Annotated in this window: 13 protein-coding genes; 9 read left to right on the top strand and 4 right to left on the bottom strand. The window is 63.1% G+C overall.

What is annotated here, in order from left to right; genetic code table 11:
• The first annotated feature begins 265 nt into the window (after positions 1-265).
• From MXAZACID_RS15765 to MXAZACID_RS15750, 4 genes are read left to right on the top strand one after another with little or no spacing between them, the layout of a single operon-like run.
• Positions 266-1639, top strand: a complete 1374-nt coding sequence (locus MXAZACID_RS15765) for a carbohydrate porin (protein ID WP_008495500.1) — start codon at positions 266-268, stop codon at positions 1637-1639.
• On the top strand, positions 1636-2511 hold the full coding sequence (locus MXAZACID_RS15760; protein ID WP_008495499.1) for an SMP-30/gluconolactonase/LRE family protein: 876 nt from the start codon (positions 1636-1638) through the stop codon (positions 2509-2511). The genes MXAZACID_RS15765 and MXAZACID_RS15760 overlap by 4 nt, the downstream gene beginning before the upstream one ends.
• 42 nt (positions 2512-2553) lie before the next feature.
• The gene (locus MXAZACID_RS15755; protein ID WP_008495497.1) at positions 2554-2820 is read left to right on the top strand and encodes a metal-sensing transcriptional repressor; all 267 of its coding nucleotides are present in this window, start codon (positions 2554-2556) and stop codon (positions 2818-2820) included.
• A gap of 22 nt (positions 2821-2842) precedes the next feature.
• Positions 2843-3967, top strand: coding sequence for an S-(hydroxymethyl)glutathione dehydrogenase/class III alcohol dehydrogenase (locus MXAZACID_RS15750; protein ID WP_008495496.1), 1125 nt, complete (start codon positions 2843-2845; stop codon positions 3965-3967).
• 57 nt (positions 3968-4024) lie between these two features.
• On the opposite strand, the gene MXAZACID_RS15745 is transcribed toward MXAZACID_RS15750, so the two are convergent.
• The 3 genes from MXAZACID_RS15745 to MXAZACID_RS15735 are packed head-to-tail and all read right to left on the bottom strand — an operon-like array spanning position 4025 to position 7658.
• Positions 4025-4762, bottom strand: a complete 738-nt coding sequence (locus MXAZACID_RS15745) for an SDR family NAD(P)-dependent oxidoreductase (protein WP_008495495.1) — start codon at positions 4760-4762, stop codon at positions 4025-4027.
• 11 nt (positions 4763-4773) lie between these two features.
• Positions 4774-6651 (bottom strand): TRAP transporter large permease subunit, encoded by a 1878-nt coding sequence (locus MXAZACID_RS15740; protein WP_008495494.1) that lies wholly within the window; start codon positions 6649-6651, stop codon positions 4774-4776.
• Positions 6648-7658 carry a TRAP transporter substrate-binding protein gene (locus tag MXAZACID_RS15735; RefSeq protein ID WP_008495493.1) on the bottom strand — a complete coding sequence of 337 codons (1011 nt, stop codon included), beginning with the start codon at positions 7656-7658 and terminating at the stop codon, positions 6648-6650. Before MXAZACID_RS15735 ends, MXAZACID_RS15740 begins: the two co-directional genes overlap by 4 nt.
• 255 nt (positions 7659-7913) lie before the next feature.
• Between MXAZACID_RS15735 and MXAZACID_RS15730 the strand changes: the two genes are divergently transcribed.
• Genes MXAZACID_RS15730 through MXAZACID_RS15710 form a run of 5 tightly spaced genes read left to right on the top strand, consistent with a single transcriptional unit; the run spans position 7914 to position 12544 of the window.
• Positions 7914-8762, top strand: coding sequence for an IclR family transcriptional regulator (locus MXAZACID_RS15730; protein ID WP_008495492.1), 849 nt, complete (start codon positions 7914-7916; stop codon positions 8760-8762).
• A 24-nt stretch (positions 8763-8786) separates the two neighbouring features.
• Positions 8787-9956 carry an acetyl-CoA acetyltransferase gene (locus MXAZACID_RS15725; protein ID WP_008495491.1) on the top strand — a complete coding sequence of 390 codons (1170 nt, stop codon included), beginning with the start codon at positions 8787-8789 and terminating at the stop codon, positions 9954-9956.
• Positions 9953-11593: an acyl-CoA synthetase gene (locus MXAZACID_RS15720; RefSeq protein ID WP_008495490.1), complete on the top strand. Its 1641-nt coding sequence runs from the start codon at positions 9953-9955 to the stop codon at positions 11591-11593. The genes MXAZACID_RS15725 and MXAZACID_RS15720 overlap by 4 nt, the downstream gene beginning before the upstream one ends.
• Before the next feature lie 10 nt (positions 11594-11603).
• Positions 11604-12158 carry a PPC domain-containing DNA-binding protein gene (locus MXAZACID_RS15715; protein ID WP_039885670.1) on the top strand — a complete coding sequence of 185 codons (555 nt, stop codon included), beginning with the start codon at positions 11604-11606 and terminating at the stop codon, positions 12156-12158.
• The gene (locus tag MXAZACID_RS15710; RefSeq protein ID WP_039885575.1) at positions 12155-12544 is read left to right on the top strand and encodes a PPC domain-containing DNA-binding protein; all 390 of its coding nucleotides are present in this window, start codon (positions 12155-12157) and stop codon (positions 12542-12544) included. The genes MXAZACID_RS15715 and MXAZACID_RS15710 overlap by 4 nt, the downstream gene beginning before the upstream one ends.
• Before the next feature lie 130 nt (positions 12545-12674).
• Here MXAZACID_RS15710 and MXAZACID_RS15705 read toward each other — a convergent pair whose 3' ends face one another.
• Complete coding sequence (locus MXAZACID_RS15705; protein WP_008495487.1) at positions 12675-14057, bottom strand: cytochrome-c peroxidase; 1383 nt, start codon at positions 14055-14057, stop codon at positions 12675-12677.
• Positions 14058-14077 lie beyond the last annotated feature (20 nt).

Genomic DNA, 14077 nt, shown 5'->3' with positions numbered 1-14077 from the left:
CCTCAGCCTGCCGGCACAGCCTGTCCTGGCCAGCAAGCCGTTTGTTCTGGGCAACTTCGTAGCGCTATTATTTTTGCTCGTCAAACCAAATCGACGTCGGGGAAACGCCGGAATACGTCAGAGTCTTGTCTGTTTTTTTCATATATTTTTGTCAATCTTCTTCGCTGGACAGGCCGTTTTGAAAGTGATAGCCAATTTCGTAGCGCTACGAATTAAGCGCCCCGCGCGATGGCGCGACGAAAAACGATCCGAGGGAGCAGACAAGATGAAACGCGTTTCACGCAAAGCCTTGAAGGCGGGTACGCTGGCCGCCTGGGCGCTCACCGCCGCCAGTGCCGCGGCCCAGGTGCCGGGGCCGGGTAATTTCACCCCCGCCAACCCCAACAGCACGCTGGCGAAGCTCGGGCAGAGATTGCTGAATAACGGCATTTATCTGCGCTCGAACTACACGGGCGACGCGGCGGGGAATGTCAGCGGCGGCCATAAGCAAGGGGCGGATTATGCCGATGAGCTCAATCTCGGCGCGGATATCAATATGCAGACGCTGGCGGGGATTCCCGGCGGGGCGCTGCATGTCACCGTCACCGGGCGCACCGGGCGGGATATTTCCATCGACACGGTGGGCAACAACGTGCTCGCCAACCAGATTTATGGCGGCCAGGGGATCAGGCTTTCCGAACTGACCTGGGACCAGAGCCTGCTGCAGGGGCGGCTGGATATCATCGCCGGGCGGATGAATGATGCGATTTTCGGCACCTCGCCGATCAACTGCAATTTCATGACCAACGCTTTTTGCGGCCATGTCGATTCGATGTTCCGCGCCGTCGGGCTGGTCGCCTACCCGTACGCGACCTGGGGGCAGCGCACCACGATCAAGCTCAACCGCACGCTCAACCTGATGATCGGCACCTCCGAGGTGAATCCGAAACAATCCGCCTATGGCCGGAATGATCTGAATTTCACCTTGCAGAACGATACCGGCGTGGTGGTGCCGGTGGAGCTGGATTACACGACGAATTTCCAGCAGAGCGCCTACCCCACCGCGATTCAGTTGGGCGGCTACTGGGACAGCTCGAAATATAACGACCCCGCCTACAATACAGCCGGCCAGCCTTTGGCCAGCGCCGGCGGCAAGGCGGCGACGCATTGGGGCCGCACCGGGGTCTATGCCTTCTTCAACCAGGTGGTCTATCGGCCGGATCTCTCCAGCACCCGCAATCTGCGGATTTTCGGCGGCTTCACCCATAGCCTGGATACGCCTGAGGAAATCCAGTGGGGCGGGGATGTCGGCGCGCTCTATACCGGGCCCTTCGCCAGCCGGCCTTATGATACGATCGGCCTGCTTGGCACGGTAATGCATTTCGGCGGGCGCGAGCTGACCTACCTGAAGCAGGAGCGCGCCCTGGCCGGCGGCAGCGGCACCCCGGCGGCGAATGAATATATTTTCGAGGTCAATTACGGCATCCAGGCGAATGACTGGCTGCGGGTGCTGCCGAATGTGCAATATGTGCTAAACCCGGATAACCTCGCTCATCCGAAACAGGCCAGCGCCACACCCAATGCGTTGATTTTCGGTGTGCAGCTATCCGTCAATCTGGTCCGGCTCGCCGGGCTACCGCAAAAGGTGTTCTCGCATTGATTTCACGCTTCGCCCCCCTGCCCGGCACACAAGGCACGCTCACGGAAAGCCCGGTCTGGGATGCGCGGCGCCAGGCGCTGCTCTGGTGCGACATTCCGGAAGGGTTGATCCATGAGCTGACGCTGGGCAGCGGGGCGCGGCGGGTTTGGCAATTGCCGGGGCCGGTGGGGAGTTTCGGCCTGGCGCAAGGCGAGGCGCTGGTGGTGGCCTGCCGGCACGACATCATTCTGCTGGAGCGCGATAGCGGCGCGCAAAGCGTGCTGGCGCGGCTGCCGCCAGACCCGCGCACCCGCGCCAATGACGGCAAGATCGGCCCGGATGGCGCTTTCTGGGTCGGCACCATGGATGACACGCCGGCGAAGGAGCCGATTGGCGCCCTGTATCGCGTCACGCCGGAGGGGCGGGTGGAATGCCGGGTGGAAGGGCTCGTCACCTCCAACGGGCTGGCCTGGTCCGCGGATGGGCGGGTGCTGTTCCATTCCGATTCGCGCGCCCGCAAGCTGGATGTTTATGATTTCGATCCGGCGGACGGGGCGCTGCGCAATGGCGTCCGGCTGCGGGAGTTCGAAGACGAGACCGGCCGACCCGATGGCGCGGCGATGGATGTGCAGGGGCATTATTGGAGCGCCGGGGTTTCGGCCGGGCGGCTGAATGTGCTGACGCGTGAGGGGGGGCTGGTGCAGAGCCTAGCCGCCCCCGTCCCCGCCCCCACCATGCCCTGCTTCGGCGGGCCGGATATGAAAACCTTGTTCCTCACCTCGCTGCGCCATGGATTGTCCGAGGCGCAGCTGGCGGCGGCTCCGGGCGCGGGCGGGCTGTTCCAGGCCCAGGCGGAGGTGGCGGGCGTGCCGGTGGGGCGCTTCGGCGGCTGACCCCTCGACATACTCACCCGGAGTATATTAGGGTAGCGCGCCATGCCGCACCACCCTGAGGAAAAGCGCAAAATTCTCGCCCGCATCCGCCGCGTTCAGGGGCAGATGACGGCGCTGGCGGGCGCGCTGGAGGAGGGGGCGGAGTGCGCGCCCATCCTGCAACAGCTCGCCGCCGTGCGCGGGGCGGTGAATGGCATCATGGTGAGCGTGCTGGAGAGCCATCTGCGCGAGGAATTCGCGGCCCTTGGCGACCCGCCGCCTGAACCGCCGGAGCCCGTGATGGCCCTGCTGCGCTCTTATCTCCGCTAGAAACCCGGAAGGATCCCCGCCGATGAAATCCCGCGCCGCCGTCGCCTTTGCCGCCGGACAGCCTCTGCAGATCGTGGAAATCGACGTCGCCCCGCCCAAGGCCGGCGAGGTGCTGGTGAAGATCACCCATACCGGCGTCTGCCATACCGATGCCTTCACCCTCTCCGGCGAAGATCCGGAAGGGCTGTTTCCGGCCGTGCTGGGGCATGAGGGGGCGGGGATTGTGGTCGAGGTCGGCGAAGGTGTGACCAGCGTGGCGCCGGGCGACCATGTGATCCCGCTTTACACCGCTGAATGTGGGGAGTGCCTGTTTTGCAAGAGCGGCAAGACCAATCTCTGCACCGCGGTGCGCGCCACCCAGGGCAAGGGGGTGATGCCGGATGGCACCACGCGCTTCAGCTATAATGGCCAGCCGATCTATCATTATATGGGCTGCTCGACCTTCAGCGAATATACCGTCGTCGCCGAGGTTTCACTGGCCAAGATCAACCCCGGCGCCAATCCCGAGCAGGTCTGCCTGCTGGGCTGCGGTGTCACCACCGGGCTGGGGGCGGTGAAGAATACCGCCAAGGTGCAGGAGGGCGATTCTGTCGCGGTGTTCGGGCTGGGCGGCATCGGGCTGGCGGTGATCCAGGGCGCGAAGCTGGCCAAGGCCGGGCGCATCATCGCCATCGACATGAATCCCGGCAAGTTCGAGCTGGCGAAACAGTTCGGCGCCACTGACTGCGTGAACCCGAAGGATCATGACAAGCCGATCCAGCAGGTGATCATCGAGATGACCGGCTGGGGGGTGGATCACAGCTTCGAGTGCATCGGCAATGTGAATGTGATGCGGGCGGCGCTGGAATGCGCGCATCGCGGCTGGGGGCAGTCGGTGATCATCGGCGTGGCCGGGGCCGGACAGGAGATTTCCACCCGGCCCTTCCAGCTCGTCACCGGGCGGCGCTGGCTGGGCACGGCCTTTGGCGGGGTGAAGGGGCGCTCGCAGCTGCCGGGAATGGTGGAGGAGGCGATGGAAGGCAAGATCCAGCTGGCGCCGTTTGTGACGCATAGGATGGGGCTGGCGGAGATCAATCAGGCGTTCGATCTCATGCATGAGGGGAAGTCGATCCGGTCGGTGGTGCGCTTCTCCTGCGAGGAAGTTTGACGGGTTTTGTGGGGACTTTTTGAAAAAAGTCCCCACAAACCCAAAAACTTATGCGATTCAGGCGGCGGTGAGGCCGGAGCCCATCATGCCGCCATCGATGGCGAGCACATGGCCGGTGACGTAGCCGGCATCGTCCGAGCACAGGAAGACCGCGCCGCCGGTCATTTCCTCCGGGCTGGCATAGCGCGCCATCGGGGTGCGCTCGATCCAGCGCTTGCGGATGAAATCATTATGCATCTTGGCCACCAGCGGGGTTTCCACCGGGCCGGGGGAGAGCACGTTGACGCGCACATTCTGCGCCGCCAGATCCACCGCCATCACCTTGCTCAACACCACCACGCCGCCTTTCGAGGCGCCGTAGGCGGAGCGGCCGACATTGCCGGTCATGCCCGAGACGCTGGCAATGTTGCAGATGGCACCACCGCCAGTTTTCACCATCGCCCGCGCCGCCGCCTGGCCGACGATGAAGGTGCCGCGCAGATTGACCGCGATGATCTTGTCAAACAGCTCCAGCGGGGTGTCGAGGAAGGGAATGTCATTGCCAATGCCGGCGGAGTTCACCACGCAATCCAGCCGGCCATATTTGGCGATGATCTTGTCGATGCCGCTTTGCGTGCTGGCCTCATCCGCGACATTCATCTGCAGCGGCGCCATGTTCGAGTCATCGAGTTCGGTGGCCTCCGTGCTGAGATCAGCGGCGATGACCTGCGCGCCTTCGCGCACGAAACGCTCGGCGATGGCAAGGCCGATGCCCGAGAGCCCGCCCGTGACCAGCGCGATTTTTCCTTGCAACATTCCAGCCATATTCAATTTGCTCCGATGAGACAGGTGGTCAACCATGGCACCATGGCGACGATGACGATGCCGACGAGCAGCGCGCCCATATAAGGCCAGATGCGCCGCAGCCCGGCGTCAGGATTGATTTTTCCGATGGCGCAGGCGGCATAATAGCCAACGCCGAAGGGCGGGGAGAACAGCCCCAGCCCCATCGCCAGCACGATGGTGATGGCGTAATGCACCTCATTCACGCCGATGGATTGCGCGACGGGAAACAGCAGCGGCCCGAACAGCACCACGGCGGGAATCCCCTCCAGCACGCTGCCCAGCACCAGGAAGGCGAGGATGGAGACGACCATGAAGCCAACGCGCCCACCCGGCACCGCCTGCATCGCCACTGTCAAACTCTGCGAGAAACCCGATTGCGTCAGCGCCCAGCCCATCGCGCTGGCGGCGCCGATGATGAACAGGATGGCGCCGCTGAGCGAGGCGGTTTCGATCAGCAGCGGATAGATGCGCCGCCAGTCGAAACTGCGATAGACGAAGATCCCGACCAGCACCGCGTAGGCGATGCCGATGGTGGAAACCTCCGTTGCCGTGGCAACACCATCCACCACCGCGAAACGGATGACGAAGGGCAGAGCGAGTGCCGGCAGCGCCACCCAGAAGCGGCGGAGCTTTTCCTTGTTGGGGATTTTTTCGGCCATCTCCGGCTTGTCGCCGCCTGAGCGCCACCAGGCGATGACGCCGAGCGCCAGGGCCAGCACGAGTGCGGGGATGAGGCCGCCGGCGAACAAGGCCGCGATGGAAACGCCCGTGGCGGAGCCTATGGCGATGAGAACGATTGAGGGCGGCACGGTCTCGCTCATCGCCGCCGCGCTGGCCAGAACTGAGACCATCTCGCCCTCATTCATGCCGCGCTTTTTCATCTCCGGAAACAAGACCGGCGCCACCGCCGCCATGTCCGCCGCCTTGGCGCCGGAAATGCCGGAGACGAGATAGATGGCGCCGAGCAGAACATAGCTCAGCCCGCCGCGCACGGAGCCGAGAATGGCGGTGAGGAAGGCGATCATCGCCCGCGCCATTCCGGACATTTCCAAAAGTCCGCCCAGGAAGACGAACAAAGGCACCGCGAGCAGGATGAGCGAACTCATGCCCTGATCCATGGTGCTGAGCATGACACTGGGCGGGGCGGCGTTGGTGGTGAGCAGGAAGCTGATCGTCGCCATGCCGAAGGAGAAGCCGACCGGCACACCCGCCAGCACGCCAAGCCCGAGCAAGCCAACGAAAAACAAGACAAGATTCCAGTTGCCGATGCCGATGATCAATGACTGCCCGGCCCATAGCAAGACGGCGATGGCGCCTAACAGCACCACCGCCAGCCCCAACGCGCGTAGGCTACCGCGCCCCAGGCGGATGACCGCCTGCAGCAGCATCAACATCGCGGCGACAGGGATGGCGCTGGTGCGGATCATGTCCGACAGGCCGAGTGCCGGCGAGAGGATCGGCGCCTGGTTGTTGGCGTAGCTCCAGGAGGGCGGGATCATCAGCAACAGGAACAAGGACGTGGCCGCCAGCGCGAAGCCTTCGAGGAAGGCGGCGACGCGGGGCGGGGCGCGATTGACGATCGCGGTCATGCGCATATGCTGGCCGCGCTGCAACGCGATGACCGCGCCCAGCATCGCCAGCCAGAGAAACAAAATGCCCGCCAGCTCATCGGCCCAGACCAGCGGGCTGTCGAGCACGAAGCGATAAAAGACGCTGGCCGAGAGAATGAGAATCTCGACCAGGGCGAGGATGGCGGCGGGAATTTCCACCGCCACCCGCAGCCAGCGTTCCGCCATCTTCCAGACGGAATGCCCGCTATCTTCCAGCGCGCGCGCCTGCATATGCGACAGGCCGCTCATCCCAACGGTCCGGTGTAGCTTTCCAGCAGCGACCAGGGCTGAGCGCCGAACTGGCCTTTCCAGTATTTATAGAAACCGGCCTGCGCGAGCGCGTCACGGAAGGCGGCGGGATCGGTATTGTTGAAGACCAGCCCTTGCTTGGCGAGGCTGCTCTGCAGGCTGGAATTCAGCGCCGCCACATCCACACGCTGGCGCAAGGCCGCCGCGTTGAGCTCCTTGCGCACGATCGCCTGGAAATCCGCCGGCAGCTTGTTGAAGGCCGCCGGGTTGGCGAGCAGCCAGAAACCGTCCCACATATGATTGGTGAGGGAGCAATATTTTTGCACCTCATAAAGCTTCGCGGAATTGATGATAGCGAGCGGGTTTTCCTGCGCATCGACAATCTTGGTCTGCAGCGAGGTATAGACCTCGTTGAAGCTGATCGTCGTCGGCGCGGCGTCGAAATCCTTGAACATCGAGGTCCAGAGGGCGGCGGGCGGAACCCGGATGCGCAGCGCTTTCAGATCCGCCGGGGTGTTGATGGGGCGGTTGCTGGTGGTGATCTGGCGGAAGCCGTTATCGAAGATGTTTTCGAAGGCAATCAGGCCGCGCTTGGAAATTTCACCGCGCACATACTCGCCCAGCTTGCCATCCATCGCGGCGAAGGCGGTTTTCTCGTCCTTGAAGGCAAAACCTACGCCGTTGATGGCGGAGGCGGGCACCAGCGTGGATAGGATCAGTGGCGACAGGGTAAAAAACTGGATGGCGCCGGAGCGCACTTCGGAGAGCATCACCGGATCAGTGCCCAGCGTGCTGTTGGGAAACAGAGTGATGTCCAGCTTGCCGGCGGTCTGTTGCTTGATATTCGCCAGGGCTTCGCTGATTCGCACATTCAGCGGATGGGTCGGCGGCAGGTTGGTGGCCAGCTTATAGGAAAAATCCGCGGCGCGCGCCGGGCGCGACATCACCGAGACCAGCGGCAGAGCGGCGGCACCGGCAACAGCGGCGCGGCGCGACAATTTTATCATTCTCATTTCCTCCATTTATTTTTTGAAAGATCGTGTCGTCAGATCACCATGACGAAATTTAATGCGCCAACCAACCCTGGCGCCGAGACATTTTCGCTCAAAGGTTCATATTGTGAAACTTAAAATCTCCCGTGTGTATTATTTGGCGGAAACATAAGACATAGACATTATAAAAGCAAATATCTAAAATCAGATTCAGGGAAAGGTCCACAATATGGATTTGATTTTACAACTCGATCAGACGCGGCATTGCCGATGAGGCGCGCCAAGGAGGCTGGACCCGCGCGGCAGGAGGGGGGCGGCACGCAGAGTCTGCAGCGCGCGCTGGCTGTACTGCGGCTGGTGGCGAGCCATTCCGGGCGGGGGATTCGGTTGGCGGACGTGGTCGAGCGATCGGGCCTGACCAAGCCGACGGCGCATCGTTTGCTGCAGGCGCTGGAGCAGGAGGGGTTTCTCGCCCAGGATGTGGCGAGCCGGCTTTATCATCTCGGTCCGGAAGCCTACGTGATTGGAACACTTGCCGGTGATCGCTATGGGTTTCGCCGCGCGGCGCTGCCCAGCCTGGCACGGCTGGCGGCTGCATCGGAAGATACCGCCTTCCTGACAATACGGCGGGATCTGCATGGCGTGTGCCTGCATCGCGAAGAGGGGAGCTTTCCGATCCGCTCTTACGTGTTGCAGGCGGGGGACCGGCATCCGCTTGGCGTAGGCGCCGGGAGCCTGGCCATTCTCGCCGCCCTGCCCTGCGATGAAGCCGAGGAGCTGATCGAGCGCAATAGCGAGGAGTTGCAGGCGCGCTATCCGGGCTTTCCGCCCTCGCTGCTGCGCCAACGCGTGGAGGAGGCGCGCATTGAGGGGCATGCGTTCAATCCTGGCCAGCTTTATGCCGGCAGCTGGGCGGTCGGCGTGGCGGTGATGGAGCGCAATGGGCAATGCGAAGGCGCGCTGTCCATCGCCGCGATCGAGAACCGGCTGCAGCCGGATCGGCGCACCTACCTGGTGCGACTGCTGCAGCAGGAGGTGGCGAAATTGACCGAATTGCAGGAACGCCCGGCGGGAGCGACCAATATCGTCGCGCAGGCCCGCAGATTGACGGCGAATTAGAAAAACCGAGAAGTGAACAAGACCATGTCAGACTCGTGCATTGTGGGCTGGGCCCATACGGAATTCGGAAAGCTGGCCGATCCCGATGTTGAAAGCCTGATCGAGCGTGTGGCCGCGGCCGCGATCGCGGATGCCGGGCTGGAGGCGCAGGAGATTGACGGCGTGTTTGTCGGTCTGTTCAATAACGGCTTTTCCAAACAGGATTTTCCTAGCTCGCTGAGCATGCAGAGCGTGCCGGGGCTGCGCTTCAAGCCGGCGTCGCGTTATGAGAATGCCTGCGCCTCGGGCTCCGCGGCACTTTATGCGGCACGCGATTTCATCGCCGCCAGGCGCGGGCGGTTGGCGTTGGTGATCGGCGTGGAGAAGATGACCACCCTACCCGGCCCGCAGATTGGCGATGTGCTGTTGGGCGCCTCCTACCGCAAGGAAGAGGGTGAGATTCCCGGTGGGTTCGCCGGTGTGTTCGGGCGCATCGCGGAGAATTATTTTCAGCGCTTCGGCGACCAATCCGACGCGTTGGCGATGATCGCGGCGAAGAACCACAAGAATGGCGTGGATAATCCCTACGCACAGATGCGCAAGGATCTCGGCTTTGAATTCTGCCGCCAGGAATCAGAGAAGAATCCGTATGTGGCGGGGCCGTTGAAGCGTACGGATTGCTCGTTGGTCAGCGATGGCGCGGCGGCGTTGATTCTGGCAGATGCAGAGACCGCGGCCGCCATGGCGAAATCGGTGAAATTCCGTGCGGGCGTGCAGGTGAATGATTATCTGCCGCTCTCGCGCCGGGACCCTACACGCTTTGAAGGCGGGGCCGCGGCCTGGAGCCGGGCGCTGGCGGAGGCGAAGCTGGCACTCAGCGATCTCTCTTTCGTGGAGACGCATGATTGCTTCACCATTGCCGAGCTGATCGAGTATGAGGCGATGGGTCTTGCCCCGCACGGCCAGGGGGCGCGCGTGATCAAGGACGGCGTGACCCAGCCTGGCGGTAGGCTGCCGGTGAACCGCTCCGGCGGGTTGAAGGCCAAGGGCCATCCGGTAGGTGCCACAGGCGTTTCCATGCATGTGATCAGCGCCATGCAGCTCACCGGCCAAGCCGGTGCGATGCAACTGCCGAAGGCGGAGTTGGCGGGGGTTTTCAATATGGGCGGCGCCGCTGTCGCCAATTACGTCTCGATTCTGGAGCGGCAGAAATGAATGTGATGTCCTCCATCGAGGCGGCGCCGCGCGGTGGAGTGGCGCCGTGCAGCAAGCGGGTGATGAATCTCTCGCATTTTCTGCGCCAGGCCGGGCGCCGGCATGGCGATGAAATCGGCTTCGTGCATGGCGCGCAGCATCTGACCTGGGCGCAGCTGGAGGTGCGGGTGGATGCGATGGCGCTGGCGCTGGCCGCGCGCGGTGTGGTGAAAGGCGACCGAATTCTGGTGCAGTCCAGGAACTGCAACCAGCTTTTCGAATCCATGTTCGCCTGTTTTCGCATCGGCGCGGTCTGGGTGCCGACCAATTACCGGCAAAGCCCGGCGGAGGTGGCCTACCTGGCGGAAGCCAGCGGCGCAAGCGTGATGATCTGCCAGGACGCCTTCCCCGCCCACGCGCAGGCGGTGCAGGAGGCGGTAGGCGGGCTCAAGCATCTGATCACCATTGGCGAGGGAGGCGAGAGCTACGAAGCGTTGGTGGCTGAACATCTCGGCCAGACCTGCGCGTTGGCGGATGTCACCTATGATGATCCGTGCTGGTTCTTCTTCACTTCCGGCACCACCGGGCGGCCGAAGGCGGGGGTACTGACGCATGGGCAGATGGGGTTTGTGATCACCAACCATCTTTGCGATCTGATGCCCGGCACCACGCATGAGGATGCCTCGCTGGTGGTGGCCCCGCTTTCGCACGGGGCGGGGATTCATCAGCTGGTGCAGGTGGCCCGCGCGGTGAAAACCGTGCTGCCCGCCAGCGACAAACTGGACCCGGACGAGGTCTGGGAGCTGGTGGCACGCTGGAAGATCACCAACATGTTCACGGTGCCGACCATCGTGAAGCTGCTGACCGAGCATAAGGCGGTGGATGAACATGATCATTCCTCGCTGCGCTATGTGATCTATGCCGGGGCGCCGATGTACCGGGAGGATCAGAAATTCGCCCTACGTAAACTTGGCCGCGTGCTGGTGCAGTATTTCGGGCTGGGCGAGGTGACCGGTAACATCACCGTGCTGCCGCCTTCCTTGCACGAGCCGGAGGATCATGCGGGGGCGCGCATCGGCACGTGCGGCATCGAGCGCACGGGCATGCAGGTTTCCATTCAGGACGAGCAGGGCAAGGAGATGCAGCCGGGCGAGACCGGAGAAATCTGCGTCTGCGGGCTCGCAGTGTTTGCCGGCTATTACAATAATCCCGAGGCCAATGCGAAAGCTTTCCGCAATGGCTGGTTTCGCACCGGGGATCTCGGCCATCTCGACCGGCAAGGGTTTCTGTTCATCACCGGCCGCGCTTCGGACATGTATATTTCCGGCGGCTCCAATGTGTATCCGCGCGAGGTGGAGGAGCTGCTGCTCACCCATCCGGCGGTGGCGGAGGTGGCGATTGTCGGCGTGCCGGACCGGATGTGGGGCGAGGTCGGCGTGGCGGTGCTGGTGACGCGCCCTGGCGCCAGCATCAGCGAAGCGGAGGTGATGGCGTTTCTGGACGGCAAGATCGCCCGCTACAAGATGCCCAAGCAGGTTTTCTTCTGGGATGAGCTGCCGAAATCCGGCTATGGCAAGATCACCAAGAAGATCGTCCGCGACGAGCTTTATGCCAGGGGCTGCCTGACGCAGGATGCCCCGTCTTCCGTATCCGCATGAGGAGATGAGCATGGCCCCCGCGCGCCTACACACCCCAGCGCCGCGTGCACGCACGATGATCCATCCCGGGCCGTTCAACCCGGTGCGGATTCAGAGCCAGCACGCGACGCATGGGCGCCATATACGCCTGGCGCTGGCGCCGGGGTTGAGCCTGTATGAGGGGCTGGTGAAGCCGTTGGCTGAGCTTGGCATCACCAGCGCCTCGATGACGATTCTGGGCGGCTATGCGGCGCGGCTGGAATATTGCGTCGCCCCGCCTGATAAGAGCAAGCGCGCGTTGATTGCCTACTCGACGCCGATTCCGCTGGGAGAGACCTACATCGTTTTCGGCAACGCGACGCTGGGGTTCGATGCCGCGGGGAAGCCGCTGGTGCATTGCCATGCGGCGATGCGCACCGACACGGGCGCGGTGCAAGGCGGGCATATCATCACCGAGGAGACGATCATCGGCCCCTGGCAGATTCCAGTGCTGGTGACCTCGCTGGAAGGCTTCGAGCTGCGCCAGACATTCGATCCGGAGATCAATATTTCCGTTCTCAAGCCGTTGAGGGAGCAAATGATATGAGCCAAGCCGTTGCTGAAAGCGGTGCGATGGGGCGGGTGGCGTATGCGCGCATCGCCCCGAATGAGGATCTGGTGCAGGGGGTGGAGAAGCTCTGCCTCGCCGAGGGGTTTCGCAATGCCTTCGTGCGCGGGGCGCTGGGGAGTTTGGTGGATGCGTGTCTGGGATTGCGCGATGGCGGCACGCAGCTGATCAAGGGCCCGGCGGTGGAGATTGTCAGTCTCGCGGGTGAGGTGCGCAGCACGGAGGATGGCGGGCTGCAGGCGGCGCTGACCGGCGTGGTGGCGGACCCGCAGGGACAAGTCTATGGCGGGCCGTTCATTGCCGGGGGCAACCCGATCTGCATGACGTTTGAGGTGACGCTGGAAGAATGGCTGCCTGAGGACTAAAAGTTTTTTGGTGCCGCTTTTTTTCAAAAAAGCGGCGAAAACGTTTGGGGTGTTGGCAACGAACGTGCCAACGCCCCAAACGTTTCTGGGGACTTTTTGAAAAAAGTCCCCAGACCCCCAAAAACTTTTGCTACCCGCCCTTCGGCTTGTACCCATCCGTCAGCGTCTTCAGGAACGCAACGATATCATTCACTTCCGCATCGCTCAGCGCCGGGGCGTCGCCCAGCTCGCGGTTCAGCGGCGGATCGGTCCTGTCGATATTCGCCTGATATTTCGCAGGCAGATCGTTGAATTTTTCCACCTTGCCGTCGGGGCCGGTGGGATAGATCCTGCCGGGCGCGACATCGCGTAGGTTATAGAACTCCACCACATCATGCAGATTATGGTAGACGCCGTTATGGAAAAACACCTTCCGCGTGGCGCTGTTGCGTAGCGTCGGGGTGAGGAACATGCCGCAATATTGCGTCAGGCTTTTCAAATCCTCGCGGATCGGCCCGCACAGCCCCATATCGAAATAATCCTGGTTGGCGTTGGCCGGGATGTGCGGGTTGCGCGGCACGCCGAGTGCTTCGTACTGGGTGTCAGTGAACAGAGGCGGGCGATGGTCGGGTGTGGGCTGATCAAGATGACAGGCGGCGCAATCGCCCTTGGCCGGGTCGTTGAACAGCTGGTAGCCGCGCATTTCCGCCTGGCTCATGCGGGCTTTGCCTTCCAGCCAATAATCATATTTGCTGGTGAAAGAATGGAAATCCTGGTCCTCCATCTCATAGCGCGCGATCGCGAACAGCGCCTCGGCAACCACGAAACGGGGGTTCTGGAAAATATCATCGCCGAACAAGGCGGTGAATTGCGCGGCGTAGGGGCTGGCCTGCAGCTTGGCGGCGATGGTGGCGTCGCTGCCGCCATCCATCTCGAAGGGGCTGGTGAGCGGGCCCTTCGCCTGCGCCATCAGCGTATCGGCGCGGCCATCCCAGAACAGCCCGCCCATCGGCACGAGATTGGCGGCGGCGCTGGCGGTGCTTTGCGCGGTCTTGGTGGCACGGGTGGCGGTGGCGGCGGCCGCGGCGAGCTGCGGCAAGGTGGCCGGGGTGTCGGTCTCGCCCTGCTCCGGGCCGATGGAGAAATTCGCCTGGGTGCTCAGATAATCCAGCGAGGGCACGGCGCGCAGGCCGGGGCTTTTCATCTCCGGGCCGCCATAGACCACGGGGCTGGCGCTCGGCGGGCCGTAATGGTTTTGCGGGTCGTGGCAGGAGGCGCAGGAGAGCTGGCCGGAGGCGGAGAGACTTTTATCGAAGAACAGGTTCTGGCCGAGCTGGGCCATGGCCGAATATTGCGCTGGCGCAACCGGGCGGACGAGCTGGATCGGGGCCGGGTTCCGGCCCTGCGCCAGCGCGAAACTGGCCAGCGGGGCGGAGGCCCAGTCGCTCAGCGGGAAGGGGCCGGAGAGGACCCATCCCGCGAAGATGCAGAGACAAAGGGCTGCGAGAAGCAGCAGGCTAGACCAGAGACGCATCTCGCAGGCACCCAGTGATG

The sequence above is a fragment of the Acidocella sp. MX-AZ02 genome, assembly GCF_000306035.1.
GTDB classification, from domain to species: Bacteria; Pseudomonadota; Alphaproteobacteria; order Acetobacterales; family Acetobacteraceae; genus Acidocella; species Acidocella facilis.
Note: the sequence above shows the minus strand (reverse complement) of the source record. Positions and strands in the feature narration are given on the sequence as shown.

Coding starts and splice junctions, on each gene's coding strand:
- MXAZACID_RS15765 (WP_008495500.1), top strand. CDS start 266: ATGAAACGCGTTTCACGCAAAGCCTTGAAGGCGGGTACGCTGGCCGCC.
- MXAZACID_RS15755 (WP_008495497.1), top strand. CDS start 2,554: ATGCCGCACCACCCTGAGGAAAAGCGCAAAATTCTCGCCCGCATCCGC.
- MXAZACID_RS15750 (WP_008495496.1), top strand. CDS start 2,843: ATGAAATCCCGCGCCGCCGTCGCCTTTGCCGCCGGACAGCCTCTGCAG.
- MXAZACID_RS15745 (WP_008495495.1), bottom strand. CDS start 4,762: ATGTTGCAAGGAAAAATCGCGCTGGTCACGGGCGGGCTCTCGGGCATC.
- MXAZACID_RS15740 (WP_008495494.1), bottom strand. CDS start 6,651: ATGAGCGGCCTGTCGCATATGCAGGCGCGCGCGCTGGAAGATAGCGGG.
- MXAZACID_RS15735 (WP_008495493.1), bottom strand. CDS start 7,658: ATGATAAAATTGTCGCGCCGCGCCGCTGTTGCCGGTGCCGCCGCTCTG.
- MXAZACID_RS15730 (WP_008495492.1), top strand. CDS start 7,914: ATGAGGCGCGCCAAGGAGGCTGGACCCGCGCGGCAGGAGGGGGGCGGC.
- MXAZACID_RS15725 (WP_008495491.1), top strand. CDS start 8,787: ATGTCAGACTCGTGCATTGTGGGCTGGGCCCATACGGAATTCGGAAAG.
- MXAZACID_RS15720 (WP_008495490.1), top strand. CDS start 9,953: ATGAATGTGATGTCCTCCATCGAGGCGGCGCCGCGCGGTGGAGTGGCG.
- MXAZACID_RS15715 (WP_039885670.1), top strand. CDS start 11,604: ATGGCCCCCGCGCGCCTACACACCCCAGCGCCGCGTGCACGCACGATG.
- MXAZACID_RS15710 (WP_039885575.1), top strand. CDS start 12,155: ATGAGCCAAGCCGTTGCTGAAAGCGGTGCGATGGGGCGGGTGGCGTAT.
- MXAZACID_RS15705 (WP_008495487.1), bottom strand. CDS start 14,057: ATGCGTCTCTGGTCTAGCCTGCTGCTTCTCGCAGCCCTTTGTCTCTGC.